Origin of the sequence: Sphingomonas yabuuchiae (genome assembly GCF_014199595.1) — a bacterium.
Classification (GTDB): domain Bacteria; phylum Pseudomonadota; class Alphaproteobacteria; order Sphingomonadales; family Sphingomonadaceae; genus Sphingomonas; species Sphingomonas yabuuchiae.
The window spans coordinates 218,773-234,844 of sequence record NZ_JACHNX010000001.1 but is presented as its reverse complement, the minus strand read 5'-3'; the positions used below and the strand labels follow the sequence as shown (position 1 = coordinate 234,844).

At 66.8% G+C, this 16,072-nt stretch carries 13 protein-coding genes; all 13 read right to left on the bottom strand.

Going from position 1 to position 16,072, the window contains the following annotated elements; all coding sequences use genetic code 11:
- Window positions 1-52 precede the first annotated feature (52 nt).
- Window positions 53-1,801 (bottom strand): hypothetical protein, encoded by a 1,749-nt coding sequence (locus GGQ89_RS01070; protein WP_184103384.1) that lies wholly within the window; start codon window positions 1,799-1,801, stop codon window positions 53-55.
- 13 nt (window positions 1,802-1,814) lie between these two features.
- Window positions 1,815-2,888: a protein-glutamate methylesterase/protein-glutamine glutaminase gene (locus GGQ89_RS01065; protein WP_056431193.1), complete on the bottom strand. Its 1,074-nt coding sequence runs from the start codon at window positions 2,886-2,888 to the stop codon at window positions 1,815-1,817.
- 5 nt (window positions 2,889-2,893) lie between these two features.
- Window positions 2,894-3,748, bottom strand: a complete 855-nt coding sequence (locus GGQ89_RS01060; protein WP_076714771.1) for a CheR family methyltransferase — start codon at window positions 3,746-3,748, stop codon at window positions 2,894-2,896.
- 70 nt (window positions 3,749-3,818) lie between these two features.
- Window positions 3,819-4,307 (bottom strand): chemotaxis protein CheW, encoded by a 489-nt coding sequence (locus tag GGQ89_RS01055; protein ID WP_184103381.1) that lies wholly within the window; start codon window positions 4,305-4,307, stop codon window positions 3,819-3,821.
- The gene (locus tag GGQ89_RS01050; protein WP_184103378.1) at window positions 4,304-5,977 is read right to left on the bottom strand and encodes a methyl-accepting chemotaxis protein; all 1,674 of its coding nucleotides are present in this window, start codon (window positions 5,975-5,977) and stop codon (window positions 4,304-4,306) included. The genes GGQ89_RS01055 and GGQ89_RS01050 overlap by 4 nt, the downstream gene beginning before the upstream one ends.
- Window positions 5,978-6,147: 170 nt before the next feature.
- Entirely contained in the window at window positions 6,148-8,052 is a 1,905-nt protein-coding gene (locus GGQ89_RS01045; protein ID WP_184103375.1) for a methyl-accepting chemotaxis protein, read from the bottom strand.
- A gap of 37 nt (window positions 8,053-8,089) precedes the next feature.
- Window positions 8,090-8,575, bottom strand: a complete 486-nt coding sequence (locus GGQ89_RS01040; RefSeq protein WP_056431210.1) for a chemotaxis protein CheW — start codon at window positions 8,573-8,575, stop codon at window positions 8,090-8,092.
- Complete coding sequence (locus GGQ89_RS01035) at window positions 8,572-10,479, bottom strand: methyl-accepting chemotaxis protein (protein ID WP_184103373.1); 1,908 nt, start codon at window positions 10,477-10,479, stop codon at window positions 8,572-8,574. Before GGQ89_RS01035 ends, GGQ89_RS01040 begins: the two co-directional genes overlap by 4 nt.
- Before the next feature lie 129 nt (window positions 10,480-10,608).
- Window positions 10,609-12,411: a methyl-accepting chemotaxis protein gene (locus GGQ89_RS01030; RefSeq protein ID WP_184103370.1), complete on the bottom strand. Its 1,803-nt coding sequence runs from the start codon at window positions 12,409-12,411 to the stop codon at window positions 10,609-10,611.
- 358 nt (window positions 12,412-12,769) lie between these two features.
- Entirely contained in the window at window positions 12,770-13,267 is a 498-nt protein-coding gene (locus tag GGQ89_RS01025; protein WP_056431945.1) for a chemotaxis protein CheW, read from the bottom strand.
- A 4-nt stretch (window positions 13,268-13,271) separates the two neighbouring features.
- Window positions 13,272-15,242: a chemotaxis protein CheA gene (locus tag GGQ89_RS01020; RefSeq protein ID WP_184103367.1), complete on the bottom strand. Its 1,971-nt coding sequence runs from the start codon at window positions 15,240-15,242 to the stop codon at window positions 13,272-13,274.
- Window positions 15,239-15,607 carry a response regulator gene (locus tag GGQ89_RS01015; RefSeq protein ID WP_056431950.1) on the bottom strand — a complete coding sequence of 123 codons (369 nt, stop codon included), beginning with the start codon at window positions 15,605-15,607 and terminating at the stop codon, window positions 15,239-15,241. Before GGQ89_RS01015 ends, GGQ89_RS01020 begins: the two co-directional genes overlap by 4 nt.
- On the bottom strand, window positions 15,604-15,915 hold the full coding sequence (locus tag GGQ89_RS01010) for an STAS domain-containing protein (protein ID WP_056431953.1): 312 nt from the start codon (window positions 15,913-15,915) through the stop codon (window positions 15,604-15,606). The genes GGQ89_RS01015 and GGQ89_RS01010 overlap by 4 nt, the downstream gene beginning before the upstream one ends.
- Window positions 15,916-16,072: the final 157 nt, after the last annotated feature.

Here is a 16,072-nt window from a genome sequence, read left to right as displayed (position 1 = left end):
CACCCCGGGGATGAACTTCATGCAAGGCGGCTAAAGCGCCGTGCAATCGGGATCAGAACAGCCCGTCATCATCATCGTCGAACGTCACCGCCGCCGTCACCGTCGCGACCGGCTCCATGCCGGGCAGCAGATAGGCCGCATGGATCAGACGTTCGGACGCCATGGTATAGAGGCTTGCCGCCCAGGGCAGCATGTCCGCCAGCACGGCCTCGTCCGCCGCGGTCATTTCGGTGCCGTTCGGGGTTTCGGGCGCGACCCGATCGGCGTAGCGGGTCAGCTCCAGAGCGACGGTGCACAGCGTCTGTACGAAATCATGCTGCTCGCCCAGATCCCCGGCGCTCGCCTGGAGAGAGGCGACGATCCGCTCGGCATCCCCGCCACCCTTGACCATGGCCCCTGCCGAGCTTTCGCAGGCGCGCCGCACGACCGCCAGCGCTTCCTGAAGCGCGCCGCGCGTGTCGCCATTCTCGCTGTGCGTGTTGTCCTGCTGGACCAGATCGATCCCGCTGAGCACGCCGATCAGCGAACCGACCGCCACGCTCAACTGGTCGAGGCGGCTGGCGCAGGGGGCGACTTCCTTGGCGATCACCGCCACCGCGCGGCCCAGCGTGCCGTGGCGACGGCACAGCAGCTGGGTGTTGGTCGAGATATCCTGCACATTCACGGCGATGTGGCGGATGCGGCTCAGCCCGTCGGTCAGGTCGGCCAGCGTGCGGCTGACAAAGCCGGTCAGCTCGGCCAGATGGCCATCGGCATCGCACAGCTGGTCGGTGACATTGCCCAGCGAGGAGATGCCATGTTCCAACCGGAACAGCAGCTGTCCGTCCGCGCCGCCCTGCGACCCCAGCAGCTCGCGCAAGTGATCCGCCAGCGGCGCCAGCCGTTCCAGCGAGGTGACGATCGAGGCGATCTCCCGCCCGAACTCGTCGGCCATCGCGTTCAGCTGAGCGGAGATCAGCCGGGCCATATGCGCCTTGGCCCCTTCCGGCATGCCGCCCGGCGCATCGTCCATCGCGACCCGGCGCAGCATGGCGATGGCATGTTCGGCGCGCTGGCGCACGCTGTCGCCGATCTGGATCGCGCCCAGGATGCGCGCGACCTCGCCCTGTACGGTGCGCACGATGCCGCCGACCTCGTCGGTCATGCGCATCACCGATTCGATATGATCCTGCAGCGCATTGGCATTGGCGGTCAGCTCGGCGGGCACGGCGGCCCCGGCGCGGTCGCATTCGGTGGCGAGCAGGCGGTCGGCCTGCTGCACGTCGCCCACCACCCGGCCGAACTGGTCCAGCTGCCGCTCGATCTGGCGCAGTTCCTGGCGGCCGGTGGTCAGCTTCTCGTCCATGCCGACGACGAAGTTGAAGAACGCCGCCTCGCCCGACGAGGCGATCTTGATGTTCATCCCATAGATGCCGAGCAGCTTCAGTATGGTGCTGACCTCGTTCAGCAGGCCGCGAAGCTCGCGGGTGCGGCCGGTCAGCGTCTCGACCTCGATCGCGCGCCGCTTTTGGATGATCGGCAGGGTGATCAGGCGATAGGCGACGTCGCGCAGCCGGGAGACCGCCACTCCGGCGGTGTCGTGCGACAGGGCCTGGCGAATGGTCGTCAGCCCGTCCGCCATGCCGTCGATCGTGCCGATCGCGGTGGCCAGCGTCTCGCCGGTTTCGCGAAAGGCATCCTCCAGGCCGCCCATCCGGTCCTGCACCTGCTCCGCCAGTGTCGCGAAGGAAATGGCGGGCGAGGTCGGCAGGTCGCCAGCCAGCGGAGCCGCATTGTCGGTATCGATCCGTGCCACAAACATGTGTCGTTCCTTCTTAGCGTGCCGTGGCGTGGAGCAGTTCGCGTGCGACGCTGCCCAGCGGGATGATCTTGTCATGGGCGCCGCGCGCGATCGCTTCCTTGGGCATGCCGAACACGACTGAGGTCGCCTCGTCCTGCGCAAAGGTGCGGGCGCCCGCCTGCTTCATCTCCAGCAGGCCACGCGCGCCGTCGTCGCCCATGCCGGTCAGGATGATGCCGACCGCGTTGGAGCCCGCGTTGCGCGCCGCCGAACGGAACAGCACATCGACCGAGGGGCGATGGCGCGAGACCAGCGGCCCCTCGCGCACCGACACGACATAGCGCGCGCCCTGCCGCTCCAGCATGGTGTGGCGCAGCCCGCCCGGCGCGATCAGCACGCGGCCGCGCATCACCGTGTCGCCGTCCTCGGCCTCCTTGACGTCGACCTGGCACAGCCCGTCGAGCCGCTTGGCAAAGGCGCGGGTGAAGCTCTCCGGCATATGCTGGACGATGACGATGCCCGGCGAATTGGCGGGCAGCGCCTCCAGCACCTCGCGCAGCGCCTCCGTGCCGCCGGTCGAGGCGCCGATGCACACCACCATCTCGGTCGTGCGGCTCATCGCGCGGCCGGTCGGCGGCGGCAGGACGGCATCGGCCGTCAGTTTCTGCGCCGGGTTCAGCTTGACCTGGGAGCGCCGTGCGCCAAGCCGCGCCTTGGCCGCACCCTTCACCGTCTCGCGGATCATCATATGCGCTTCGTTCAGGTGGTCGGCGACCCCCACGCGCGGCTTCAGGATGACGTCGACCGCCCCGGCCTCCAGCGCCTGGAGCAGCGTTTCCGAGCCTTCCTCGACCAGCGAGGAGCACATCACCACGGGCAGCGGGCGCTGCGCCATCAGCTTGCGCAGGAAAGTGATGCCGTCCATGCGCGGCATCTCGACGTCCAGCGTGATGACATCGGGCACCTCCTCATGGATATAGCGCGCGGCGGCGAAGGGATCGGCGGCGGCGGCGATCACCTGGATATCGGGATCGGCGGACAGGATCGCGGTCATCGCCTGGCGGACGCTGGCGCTGTCGTCGATCACCAGCACGCGGACTTTGCTCATGGCCGTCAGATCCGTTGGAACACGGTGTTGGACACCGTCTTCAGGGGAAGGTCGAAACCCGTGATCGATTCGGAATGGCCCAGGAACATCCAGCCGCCGGGGCGCAGGCATTCGGCCAGACGGCGCACGACCTTTTCCTGGGTCGGCTTGTCGAAATAGATCAGGACGTTGCGACAGAAGATGATGTCCATCGGATCACCCACCGGATAGCGCTCGTCCATCAGATTCATCTGGGCAAAGCCGATCGACGAACGCAGCGCGGGCACGATGCGCATCTCGTCGCGCTTGGGATCGCTGGCGCTCATGACATAGCGTTTGCGCAAGGCCGTCGGCACCGGATCGAGCATCGCGGCCGCATAGATGCCCCGACGCGCGGTGCGCAGCACTTCGCTGTCCAGATCGGTCGCCAGGATACCGAAGTCGGGGCCGCCCCTGTCGGCGGCAAAGGCGTCGAGCAGCATCGCCAGCGTATAGGGCTCCGCGCCGGTCGAGCAGGCCGAGCTCCACACGCGGACCCGGCGCTGCCCCTCGTCGCGCAGGCGCGGCATGACCGTGCCCATCAGATAGTCGAAATGCTTGGGTTCGCGGAAGAAGTCGGTCTTGTTGGTCGTGACCGCGTTCAGCAGATGCTCGCGCTCGCCCTCCAGATGATCGGCCTGGAACACCCAGGCGCAATAATCGCCCAGGCTGCTCAGCCCCGTCGCGCGCACGCGGCGGCGCAGGCGCCCCTCGATCATCGTCATCTTGGCGGGCGGCAGGCGAATCCCGCACTCCTTGTAGACATAGGCGGAGATGCGATCGAAATCGCGACGCTGTAGCGCGTCGGGCGATGCCGATGCCGCGCGGGCCAGACTGCTCAAAGGAACGGCTCCTGTCGGAAGCGAGAGGAAGGGGTCGGCCGCCGCGCCGGGCGGCCGAAAAGCAATGGGATCACGCCGCCATGCCGAGATCGGCCAGGGCGGCCTCGGCACCGTCCGCGCCGAACAGGCGCGCCGGGTCGAGCAGTGCGACGAAGCCCGCACCTCGCCGCAGGATCGCCTCGATCTGCTCGGACCGCCAGCGACCGCCCAGGTCTGGCGCGCTCTCGACCGATTCGGCCGGGAAGGTCGCGACGTCGAGTACCCGGTCGACGACCATCCCCAGCGCCAGCGGCTTGCCCTCGCCCCCCGCCACGTCGACCACCAGAACGCGGGTGGTCAGCGTCGGATCGACCGGGGGCATGCCCAGGCGAACCCGCAGGTCGACCATCGGCACGGAGTCGCCGCGCACATCGGTCAGGCCCAGGAACCAGTCGGGTGCATGGGGCACCCGATAGGCGTTACGGTGGTCCAGGATTTCGCGGACCGTCGTCACCGGCAGTGCGAATTCTTCGTCGCCCAGCCCGAAGACCACGACCTGGATGTCGGATGCCCCGCTCATGCCGCGCGTCCGAACGCGGCGTCTTCGCCGTCGGGGCCGCCATTGGTCAGGTCCAGCGCGAAACCGCGCACCCGGGCCTGCTGATCGGCGACCGAACCGCTGCGTGCCGGAGCCGCCTTGGGCTTGGCCTTGGTGGGACGCGGCGCGACGCGGCGCACCGAGCGGATCTGCGCACCCTGTCCGTCGACCCGGAAATAGGCGATGCTTTCCTGAAGCTCCTCGGCCTGGCTGGCGAGTTCTTCGGAGGTCGAGGAAATCTGCTCGGACGCCGAGGCGTTCTGCTGCGTCACCTTGTCGAGCTGCTGGATCGCCTCGTTGATCTGGACCGCACCGATATCCTGTTCCCGGCACGCCGCGCTGATCTCGGCGACCAGTTCGGCGGTACGGCGGATGTCGGGAACCAGCTTGATGAGCATCTCGCCCGCCTGGGTCGCGGCACCGACGGTATCCGACGACATGCCGCTGATTTCCGCCGCCGCCGTCTGGCTGCGCTCGGCCAGCTTGCGGACCTCGGCGGCAACCACCGCAAAGCCGCGACCATGTTCGCCCGCACGGGCGGCCTCGACCGCCGCGTTCAACGCCAGCAGGTCGGTCTGGCGCGCGATTTCCTGGACGATGCCGATCTTCTCCGCGATGGTGCGCATCGCGACCACGGCCTTCTGCACGGCGGCACCGCTCTGTTCGGCGTCCTGCGACGACTGGCGCGCGATCTTCTCGGTCTGCGTCGCGTTGTCGGCATTCTGTTTGATGTTGGCGGCCATCTGCTCCATCGAGGCAGAGGCTTCCTCGGCGGCGGCGGCCTGTTCGGTCGCGCCCTGGCTCACCTGTTCCGACGAGGACGACAGCTGTTGGCTGCCCGCCGCGACATTGTGAGCCGCTTGCGTGGTCTGGCCGATCGTTTCGCGCAGGCGGACGGTCATCCGGTTGACGGTGTCGACCAAGTCCTTGATCTCGTCATTGCTGGCAACGTCCACCTCGTTGCTCAGGTCGCCATCGGCGACGGCGGACACGGCTTCGCCGATCTTGCGCAGCCCCTTGGACACCAGCAACGCGACCCACAGGGCGCCGCCGATCGCGATCAGGAACGCGACGATCGCCGTCGCCATCAGCGTGGTTCGCGCCGACGCATAGAGGATGGCGGAATCGGCCTTGGCCTTGACCATCTGCCCCTGCGTGATCTCCGCCAGCTTGGTCAGCGTGTCGGTGAGGCGCACGGCCACGACGCGACCCTCGGTCATCGAAACGGTCGATGCCTCGGCATTGTGGTTCTGCATCGCCAGCGAGCGCGCACGGTCGCTGATCGTCTTGTATGCGCGCCATTCCTCCAGCGCTTTGGTCCAGACCGGCCGCCCCTGTTCGGTGGCGATCTTCAGGCCACTGTTCAGGCTTTCCAGAATCTTGGCGTCATATTGGGCGAAGCCGCCGTCGAAGTTGCGCTTTTGCGCAACATCTTCCGTCAGCATCATGTTCTTTTCGGCGCGGATGGCGCGACCGATATCGCCATCGGCGGTCAACGACAGCTTGATACGCTGGGCCGGTCCGTCGATGATTTGCGCGATCATCACATTCAACGCGTTAACCTTCGAAACCCCGACTCCGACGACAACCGCCAGAAGTAACAAGACAATCGCAAATGTACCTGCCAGCTTGGCCTTGATCGTAACTCGCATATGCCACCCCGCTATGAAACCCGACACTTCGGATGCTATGAAACCACCCGCCGAAACTGAGCGGATCATAGGCAGAAATTGATGAATTATTGGTTCAGGACGATGATATCAGCGTCATGACCGTGGTGCTGGCGAAGGCCCCCCGGCACTTCGCAAGCACCACGCACGGGTCATGCCGCGTGGCCGAACTCGGCATCTTCCCCGTCCGGCCCACCCTCGTTCAGGTCGAGGGCGAAGCCGCGCACCCGCGCCTGCTGATGCCCGATCGAACCTGCCTGCACCGCAGCCTTGCGCGTCCTGGCGACCGACTGGCGGGTGACAGGCTTGCGCACCGCCGGTCGTGCGTTTTCGGCGACCTGGAAAAAGGCGATGCTGTGCTGAAGCTCCTCGGCCTGGCTGGCGAGTTCCCCCGAGGTCGAGGAAATCTGCTCGGAAGCCGAGGCGTTCTGCTGCGTCACCTTGTCGAGCTGCTGGATCGCCTCGTTGATCTGGACCGCACCGATATCCTGTTCGCGACATGCCGCGCTGATCTCGGCGACCAGTTCGGCGGTGCGGCGGATGTCGGGCACCAGCTTGGTCAGCATCTCGCCCGCCTGCGTCGCGGCCGACACGGTGTCCGACGACATGCCGCTGATCTCCGCCGCCGCCGTCTGGCTGCGCTCGGCCAGCTTGCGGACTTCGGCGGCCACCACCGCAAAGCCGCGACCATGTTCGCCCGCACGGGCCGCCTCGACCGCCGCGTTCAGCGCCAGCAGGTCGGTCTGGCGCGCGATTTCCTGGACGATGCCGATCTTCTCGGCGATGGTGCGCATCGCGGTCACGGCCTTCTGCACGGCGGCACCGCTCTGTTCGGCGTCCTGCGACGACTGGCGCGCGATCTTCTCGGTCTGCGTCGCATTGTCGGCATTCTGTTTGATGTTGGCGGCCATCTGCTCCATCGAGGCAGAGGCTTCCTCGGCGGCGGCGGCCTGCTCGGTCGCGCCTTCCGACACCTGTTCGGACGAGGACGACAGTTGCTGGCTACCGCTGGCGACCTGATCGGCCGCCCCCGCGACATTGCTCGCGAACTGGGTGAGGTTGTCGACCAGATTGTTGATCGCATCCTTCATGCGGCGGTGATCGCCCTCGCACTCGATCTCCACGCGTTCGAGCAGCGAGCCGGTGCTGACCAGGTTCAGCACGCGATTGCCCTCGCCGATCGGCAGCAGGATCGCGTCGAGCATCCCGTTGATCCCGCTCACCAGCCCGGCAAAGTCGCCGGGGAAGCGGGTCGCGTCGCCACGCTCGCTCAGCTTGCCCGCCGTCGAGGCCGCGATCAGGCGCTGGATCTCGCCGATGATCGCCTGGAAATTGGCGCGCAGCAATTCGATCGTGTCGTTGATGAACGCCTTCTTGCCGGGCAGTTGCTGCATCGGCGCATTGAAATCGCCCTCGCCGAACTGCTTGATACAGGCCATCGCCATCTTCTTGGCGGCGATGTGGTTGGCGACCATCTCGTTCAGGCGGCGGGCCATGACGCCGAAATCGCCCTGGAACTTGTCGACCGGCACGAACACGTCGATGTCGCCGCGATCATGCTCGGCCGACATGGTGTTCATCTCGGCGATCAGGCCCTTCAGATTGCCGCGAAGCTGCTCGATCGTGTCGTTGATGAAGGCCTTCTTGCCCGGCAGTCGCGCCAGCGGCGCCTCGAAATCGCCCTGCGCCAGCGCGGCCACACAGGCCATCGCCTGTTTCTTGACCGCGATATGGCTGGCGACCAGTTCGTTGACGGTCCGCGCCGCAACGGCCAGGTCGCCGGAAAACTCCTCGACCGGCAGCACCACGTCGATGTCACCGCGCTCATGCTCGGCGGCGACATGCGCCAGCCGCCGGTTGAAGGCGGTGGCGGGGATGGCGGCGGTTTCGAGCAGTTCGTTGACCGCGACGAGCATCTCGCGTGCCTTGCCGGTCGCGCCCGACAGGTCGGCCCGCTCGCCGACCCGCCCCTGGGCAAAGGCCCGCTGGAGCCGGCCGATCTCCGTCGTGGCGACGTCGACATGCGAGGTGTCTTTCAACGAAGCATGGAAACGCATGATAGTCCTCTCTCCTATTCTATGCTGAGAGCCTGAATCAGGCGGCAATCGCAGCCGCACGGGTGACGTCGAGGTCGGCCGCGCCGAACAGGCGCACCGGATCGAGCAGCGCGACGAAGCCCGCCCCCCGCCGCAGGATCGCCTCGATCTGCTCGGACCGCCAGCGACCGCCCAGGTCGGGCGCGCCCTCGACCGATTCGGCCGCGAAGGTCGAAACATCGAGCACCCGGTCGACGACCATGCCCAGCGCCAGCGGCTGGCCCTGCGCGCCCGCCACATCGACGACCAGAATCCGTGTGGTCAGCGTCGGTTCGACCGGGGGCATCCCCAAACGAACCCGCAGGTCGACCATCGGCACGGAATCGCCACGCACATCGGTCAGCCCCAGGAGCCAGTCGGGGGCGTGCGGCACCCGGTATGCGGTACGGTGGTCGAGGATTTCACGGACCGTGGTGACGGGCAGCGCGAATTCTTCATCGCCCAGTCCGAAGACCACGACCTGGATATCGGCCGCGCCGCTCATGCCGCGCGTCCGAACGCGGCGTCTTCGCCGTCCGGGCCGCCATTGCTCAGGTCGAGCGCGAAGCCATGCGCGCGGGCCTGCTGGTCGGCGATCGAACCGTTGCGGCGCGCAGCCTGCTTCGATCTGGCCTGGGCCGGACGGCTGGCCGTATGCCGGATGACGGCACGTCCCACGCCATCGATCTGAAAATAGGCGATGCTTTCCTGAAGCTCCGTCGCCTGGCTGGCCAGTTCTTCGGAGGTGGACGAAATCTGCTCGGAGGCGGTGGCGTTCTGCTGCGTCACCTTGTCGAGCTGCTGGATCGCCTCGTTGATCTGGACCGCGCCGATGTCCTGCTCGCGGCAGGCGGCGCTGATCTCGGCGACCAGTTCGGCGGTGCGGCGGATGTCGGGGACCAGCTTGGTCAGCATCTCGCCCGCCTGGGTCGCGGCATCGACCGTGTCGGTCGACATGCCGCTGATTTCCGCCGCCGCCGACTGGCTGCGCTCGGCCAGCTTGCGGACCTCGGCGGCAACCACCGCAAAGCCGCGACCATGTTCCCCGGCCCGCGCCGCCTCGACGGCGGCGTTCAGGGCCAGCAGGTCGGTCTGGCGCGCGATTTCCTGCACGATGCCGATCTTTTCGGCGATGGTCCGCATCGCGATCACCGCCTTCTGCACCGCCACGCCGCTATTCTCCGCATCCTGCGAGGATTGGCGCGCGATCTTCTCGGTCTGCGTCGCATTGTCGGCATTCTGTTTGATGTTGGCCGCCATCTCCTCCATCGCGGCGGAGGCTTCCTCGGCCGCTGCCGCCTGTTCGGTGGCGCCCTGGCTCACCTGTTCCGACGACGAGGACAGTTCGTGGCTGCCGCTGGCCACATTATGCGCTGCCTGGGTCGCATCGCCGACGACGCCGCGCAGGCGATCGACCATCGACACCAGCGCCTGGCCCAGCTTGTCCTTGTCCGACAATGCCTGGGTCTGGACGTTCAGATTGCCGCCCGCAATCTCTTCGGCGATCTTCGCCATGCCCTCGAAGCTGGTGCGCAGCGCGTCCAGATTGGCGGACAGCTGATCGGTCAGGCCGCCGAAACGCTGGTTCATGCCGACGCCGGTATCGCCCTTCGACACGGCGGTCAGCACGGTCGAAATCTGGTCGAACGCGCCTTCGACCGCGCCGACACTGCCCTGCATCCGCCCGATCTCGTCGCGGCGCTCGGTCGCCAGCGGTTCGGCCAGACGCGCCAGCGCCTGGGTCAGCCGCGACATGGGCCGCGCGATCGTGCGGGTCATCAGCACCCCGATGCCGATCGCGGCCAGCACGCTGGCCGCCATGCCGATCCAGATGGCGAGCGTGATGGACGAGAAGGACTGATGCTGCGCCGCCTGCCGCTGCGCCAGCAGACCCTTTTCGGTCGCGATCAGCTCGCCCACCCGCTGGCGCAGCTGGTCCATCGCCTGCTTGCCCGCGCCACTGCTTTCCAGCGCGCGCCCGGCCTCGCGGGTTTCGGGATGCGCCATCAGGCGGATGGCCTTTTCGGCCACGTCATTATGCCAGCTTTCGGCGAGCCGCTTGATCTCGTCCAGTCGTCCTTGCTGCACCGGATTGTCGTTGGTCAGGTCTCGGACGTCGCCCCACGCATGGGCGAAATCGGTCCATCCCTTGTGATAGGGCGCCAGGAACTGTTCGTTCCCCGATACGAGATAACCGCGATAGCCGGTTTCCTGATTGACCATGCTGGAGACGATGCCGTCGGCGGTGGCGATGACCTGATAGGTATGTTCGTTGATTTCGGTCGTCGCCTTCACCTGTCCGGCATTGGACAGGATAACGCCGTCAACCCCCACCATGATCGCGATGATCGCGCCAAGGCAGAGGGTGAGCTTTTTCGACATCGACAGGTGATTGAAGGAACCCAGCATGTTCTTGTCCTAAAGGGTTGACCAGCGCGTCGTACGGTTCGCCTGCCTGGGGCCTACGAAGCGGCGGGATGTTCGCGAATATCCCGGCTGTCAGGGGGCGGAGCAGCGCCCGCCCCCGATCGTCTTGGCTCAGGCGGCACGCCCGAATTCGGCATCCTCGCCATCCGGGCCGCCATTGGTCAGGTCCAGCGCGAAGCCGCGCACCCGGGCCTGCTGATCGGCGACCGAGCCCGCGCGGGGCGCATTGCCCGACTTGCCGGACTTGGCCGCCGGACGGGCGAGCGGCTTGCGGACCGCCGCCTTGCCGCGGCTGCGATTGCCACCGGCTTCGACCCGGAAATAGGCGATGCTTTCCTGAAGCTCCTCGGCCTGGCTGGCGAGTTCTTCGGAGGTCGAGGAAATCTGCTCGGAGGCCGATGCGTTCTGCTGCGTCACCTTGTCGAGCTGCTGGATCGCTTCGTTGATCTGGACCGCACCGATATCCTGTTCGCGGCACGCCGCGCTGATCTCGGCGACCAGTTCGGCGGTGCGGCGGATGTCGGGCACCAGCTTGATGAGCATCTCGCCCGCCTGGGTCGCGGCACCGACGGTATCCGACGACATGCCGCTGATCTCTGCCGCCGCCGACTGGCTGCGCTCGGCGAGCTTGCGGACCTCGGCGGCAACCACCGCAAAGCCGCGACCATGTTCGCCTGCACGGGCCGCCTCGACCGCCGCGTTCAGCGCCAGCAGATCGGTCTGGCGCGCGATTTCCTGCACGATGCCGATCTTTTCGGCGATGGTGCGCATGGCGACCACGGCCTTCTGCACGGCCTGACCACTCACCTCGGCATCCTGCGAGGACTGGCGGGCGATCTTCTCGGTCTGGGTCGCATTGTCGGCATTCTGTTTGATGTTGGCGGCCATCTGCTCCATCGACGCAGAGGCTTCCTCGGCAGCGGCGGCCTGTTCGGTCGCGCCCTGGCTCACCTGTTCCGAAGACGACGACAGCTGCTGGCTGCCCGCCGCGACATTCTGCGCCGCCTGGGTCGCATCGCCCACGACACCGCGCAGACGCTCGACCATCGACACCAGGGCATGGCCCAGCACGTCCTTGTCCGACAGCGGCTGATGCTGGACGGTCAGGTCGCCGCCCGCGATCGTGTCGGCCAGCTGCGCACTCTCGCGCAGGTTGGCGGTCATGCGGTTGACCGTGTCGACCAGGTCCTTGATCTCGTCATTCGAGGTGACGGCCACGTCCTGCGACAGATCGCCGATCGCCACCGCGTCGATCGCCGCCGAAACCTTGTTCAGCCCCTGCGACACGAGACGCGAAATCCACAGCGCACCGCCGACTGCGACCAGCAGCGCCAGTGCCGCCGTGGCGAACAGGACATTGCGGGCATTGGCATATTGGGCGCTGGTATCGGCATCGGCCTGCTTCATCGCGTCCTTGGCGAGGCCGACGATCTGGTCGATCTGGCCGCTGATCTGGCCCGCGACTTCGCGCGACTTGGTGACCGAAATCCGTCCGGCTTCGGCATTGCCGTTGGCCAGCGCCAAGGTGCGGATCTGATCGTTGATCGGCACATACTGGTCAAACAGCGACTGGACCTGCATCCAACGCGGCTTGCCCTCCGTCGTGGAGATGGCCAGACCGGCGGCGATCAGCTCGCGCGTTTCGTTGCGCGACTTCAGGACCTCGGCATCGAACTTCCGGGTCAGCGCATTATCATCCGTCAGTGCCATGTTCTTTTCGAACCGCAGCACCCGGTTCATCCGCTCGTTGACGCTGAGCGCGATTTCCAGTCGCTTCGACGGACCGGAGATGACGTCGGTGATCGCGGTGTTCAGCGCGCTCATCTTCATCACGCCGACGCCGACGACCGCCAGCAGAAGGCAGACGATCAGCGCGAATGTCGCGCCCAGCTTCATTTTTATCGTGGCTCGCATGATCAGGATCCTCCCCGAAAATATCGATGGTGGTGTGAAACGCCGACACGCTGTCGGACGCCCGATGAATGGTCGTACAGGCCGGACAAGGGTCCGGCGGGAATGTCAGGAATACTGCCCAATACGCGGGCGTCGGCGGCGATCTCGCCATTCGGCATCGTGCCGGGGCGGTCCCGCGAAATGCGACACGGTCGCTCCCGGGGCGGGAATTTCCCCGCCGGGGGGCTGCACCGGGATGGCCATGATAAATAACCCGACCCGGTGCAGTGCGGTCCGATCCGTTTTGCAGAGGCGTCGATACGAAATGCTATCGCATGCTCATGGCCTGAAAGGCGTCCGACGCTCTCTGTGTTAGGGGTCAGTGGATGGTGGTCTCGGCGTCGCTGGTGAGGCGGGCGAACAGCGCCGTCAGGTCCGGCAACACCACGAGGTCGCCCTCGCGCCGCACCAGGCAGCGGACATGGTCGCGTGGCCAGCGCATGCCGATGACCGGCGCCTCCTCGGCATCCCCCGCGTGCAGCACCGTGACCTCGTTCACCCGGTCGGCGGTCAGGCCGATCAGAAAGGGGTCGCCGTTCACGTCCAGCTCGATCACGATGATCCGGCTGTCGGCGGTGTTGGCATGCGCCTCCATCCCGAACGAGCCGCGCAGATCGGCCAGCGGCACGATGCGGCCGCGAAAGTTGATCACCGAGGCGGCGAGCGGATCGGCGCCCGGCACCATCGTCACCGGCATCATGTCCAGGATTTCGCGGACGATGCCCGCCTCCAGCGCGAAGGTCTCGCCGCCCAGGCCGAAGGTCAGGACCTCCAGGCCGTTCTCGGGCGTCCAATTGGGTACTTTGTGATAGGGCATGGGCTTATCCAGCGGCCAGACGCCGCTCCTCCCTGGGCTGGCTCATCGCGATGAGCTGGGCGATGTCGAGGATCAGGGCGACCGAACCGTCGCCCAGGATGGTCGCGCCCGCAAAGGCCGCGACGTTGCGGTGCAGGGGCGACATGGCCTTGATGACCGTCTGGTGGTTGCCGACGATCTGGTCGACGACCAGTCCGACGCGCTCCGCCCCCGTGCCGACCACCACGATCTTCTGATAGGTGTCGGGCTTGGTCCCGGTCTCGAACAGGTCGCGCAACCGCAGGAAGGGCACCAGGCGTTCGCGCAGCGTGATGATGCTGCGCCCGCGCGAGCGCAAATCCTCCTCCAGCGACAGCTCCAGGCATTCCTCGACCGCCGCGAGCGGGATGACATAGCGTCCCTCGCCCACGCGGACGAGCAGCCCCTCGATGATCGCCAGCGTGAGCGGGATGCGCAGCGTGATGGTCGAGCCCTGGCCGGACACGCTCTTCACGTCGATCGAGCCGCGCAGGCTTTCGATCGTGCGCTTGACCACATCCATGCCGACGCCCCGGCCCGACAGGTTCGTGACCTGCGCCGCGGTCGAGAAGCCGGGGTGGAAGATCAGGCCCAGCAGTTCGTCCTCGCTGACCACCTGGCCCGGCTGGATCAGGCCATTGGCCTCCGCCTTGGCGCGGACGCGCTCGACATCGATGCCGCGCCAGTCATCGGTGATGGTGATCAGGACTTCGCCGCCCGCCTGATGCGCGCTCAGCCGGATGACGCCGTTGGCCGACTTGCCCGCCGCGATACGGTCCTCGGCCTTTTCGAGGCCATGGTCGCAGCTGTTGCGGATGATGTGGACCAGCGGATCGAACAGGCGCTCGATGACGGTCTTGTCGACCTCGGTCGTCTCGCCTTCGGTCACCAGCTCGATCGCCTTGCCGGTTTCGTTGGCCAGATCGTGGATCAGGCGGCGGAAACGGCCGAACAGCGTCGACACCGGCACCATGCGAAGGATCATCATCGTGTCGCGCATCTCGCCCGCCAGACGCTCGATCTCTTCGGAGACCGACCGCAGGCTGAGGTCGTGGCCATGCCCGGCCAGCTGCGACAGACGGCTCTGTGCGATCACGAGTTCGCCGACCCGGTCCATCAGCTCGTCGAGACGCTCGGCGGGCACGCGGACATGCTCGCCCTGCGCCCGGTTGGCCGAGGCAGCGCGCGGCGTGATGTCGTTGGCCGCCACCGGCGCATCGACGACGACCGGCGCCTGTTCGGGGGCCGCCGCCACGTCCGCTTCCCCGGCCTCTTCGACCGCCAGCGGGGCGATGGTGATGTCCATATCGTCCATGACGAACAGAAACACGTCCTCGATCGCCTCGCGCGAAATGTCGCCGATCAGCGTGCAGTCCCAGCCGACAAAGCAATGACCGGGGTTGAGATCGTCCAGCGCCGGTAGCTTGTCGAAGGTCGCGACGATGGTCGCCTCACCCAGCTCGCGCAGTTCGTCGAGCAGCGCCAGCGGGCTCGTGCCATTGGCCATCGCGTCGGGCGGCAGGCGGAAGGACAGGATCCAGCCCTGCTTGCGCGGGGCAGGCGCGGCCACGGGGGCCGAGATACCGGCGGCCGCGTCGACTGCCGTCGCCAGCCGGTCCAGGATCGCCTGACCATGGGCGGCGGGCGCGTCGCCATCGACCAGCGCGCGCATATGGTCCGCCGCCGACAGGATCACCGACACCAGGTCCGGCGTCGCACGGACATCGCCCTTGCGCACGCGGTCGAACGCGCTCTCGCAGTGATGGGTAAAGGCGGCCAGCGCATCGAAGCCGAACATCGCGCCCGAGCCCTTCAGCGTGTGAAGGCCACGGAACACGGCGTTGACGAGGTTCATGTCGTCCAGCCGGTGCCCCAGGTCGAGCAGGCCCTGTTCGACCTGCTCCAGAAGCTCGCCCGCCTCGATCCGAAAGGCGGCTGTCGGATCTTCGCCGCTCATCGCGCAAGGACCTTCTGGGCGACGCGGATCAGCTGTTCGGGCTGGAAGGGCTTCACCAGCCAGCCGGTCGCGCCCGCTGCCTTGGCCTGCGCCTTCATCGAGTCATCGGACTCGGTGGTCAGGAAGATGATCGGCACGCCCGCCTGGGCGGGCTGCTGGCGCAGCGCGCGGATCATCTCCAGACCGTCCATATTGGGCATGTTCAGGTCGGTAACGATCAGGTCGAACCGGGTCCCGGTCGCCTTGGCCAGGCCCTCGGCGCCATCGGCGGCTTCCGTCACCGTATAGCCCGCGCCGGTCAGGGCGATGCGGATCGCCATACGCAGGCTCGCGCTGTCGTCGACGGTCAGGATGGAAGCGGTCATTGGGCGGTATCTCCGTGAAGCCAGAATTGGGTGTCGTCGACCGAGGCGGGCAGGAAGGCCGCGCGGGTCAACAGGGCGTGAAGCGTCGCGTCGGCAGGCGCCGACAGCGCGAAATCGCACCCCGCCGCCGCCGCATGGACACGCGCCGCCTGGACGAGTTGGATGACGCTAAGGTCCGGTGAGGCGGCGCCGGACAGGTCCAGCCGGACGGTCGCGTCAGGGGCGATCGCGTTCTTCAAATCTTCGGCCAAAGCGCCGATGGTCGGCAGGCACACATCCTCGCTTGCCATCACCATGGTGATCGACATGATCTTTCCTTCAGGTCAAAGGTTCGGACACGCAGGATCGCCCTGCGGCCCCATCAATATTTCACGAAATACGCATCAACGCCGACTGGGCCGTGTACATCACGGCCTGCGAGTGGAATCGCTCGGCTGAACCCCCTCAGTCCCAGCCGGGGCTCAT

Coding starts and splice junctions, on each gene's coding strand:
- GGQ89_RS01070 (WP_184103384.1), bottom strand. CDS start 1,801: ATGTTTGTGGCACGGATCGATACCGACAATGCGGCTCCGCTGGCTGGC.
- GGQ89_RS01065 (WP_056431193.1), bottom strand. CDS start 2,888: ATGAGCAAAGTCCGCGTGCTGGTGATCGACGACAGCGCCAGCGTCCGC.
- GGQ89_RS01055 (WP_184103381.1), bottom strand. CDS start 4,307: ATGAGCGGGGCATCCGACATCCAGGTCGTGGTCTTCGGGCTGGGCGAC.
- GGQ89_RS01050 (WP_184103378.1), bottom strand. CDS start 5,977: ATGCGAGTTACGATCAAGGCCAAGCTGGCAGGTACATTTGCGATTGTC.
- GGQ89_RS01045 (WP_184103375.1), bottom strand. CDS start 8,052: ATGCGTTTCCATGCTTCGTTGAAAGACACCTCGCATGTCGACGTCGCC.
- GGQ89_RS01040 (WP_056431210.1), bottom strand. CDS start 8,575: ATGAGCGGCGCGGCCGATATCCAGGTCGTGGTCTTCGGACTGGGCGAT.
- GGQ89_RS01035 (WP_184103373.1), bottom strand. CDS start 10,479: ATGCTGGGTTCCTTCAATCACCTGTCGATGTCGAAAAAGCTCACCCTC.
- GGQ89_RS01030 (WP_184103370.1), bottom strand. CDS start 12,411: ATGCGAGCCACGATAAAAATGAAGCTGGGCGCGACATTCGCGCTGATC.
- GGQ89_RS01025 (WP_056431945.1), bottom strand. CDS start 13,267: ATGCCCTATCACAAAGTACCCAATTGGACGCCCGAGAACGGCCTGGAG.
- GGQ89_RS01020 (WP_184103367.1), bottom strand. CDS start 15,242: ATGAGCGGCGAAGATCCGACAGCCGCCTTTCGGATCGAGGCGGGCGAG.
- GGQ89_RS01015 (WP_056431950.1), bottom strand. CDS start 15,607: ATGACCGCTTCCATCCTGACCGTCGACGACAGCGCGAGCCTGCGTATG.
- GGQ89_RS01010 (WP_056431953.1), bottom strand. CDS start 15,915: ATGTCGATCACCATGGTGATGGCAAGCGAGGATGTGTGCCTGCCGACC.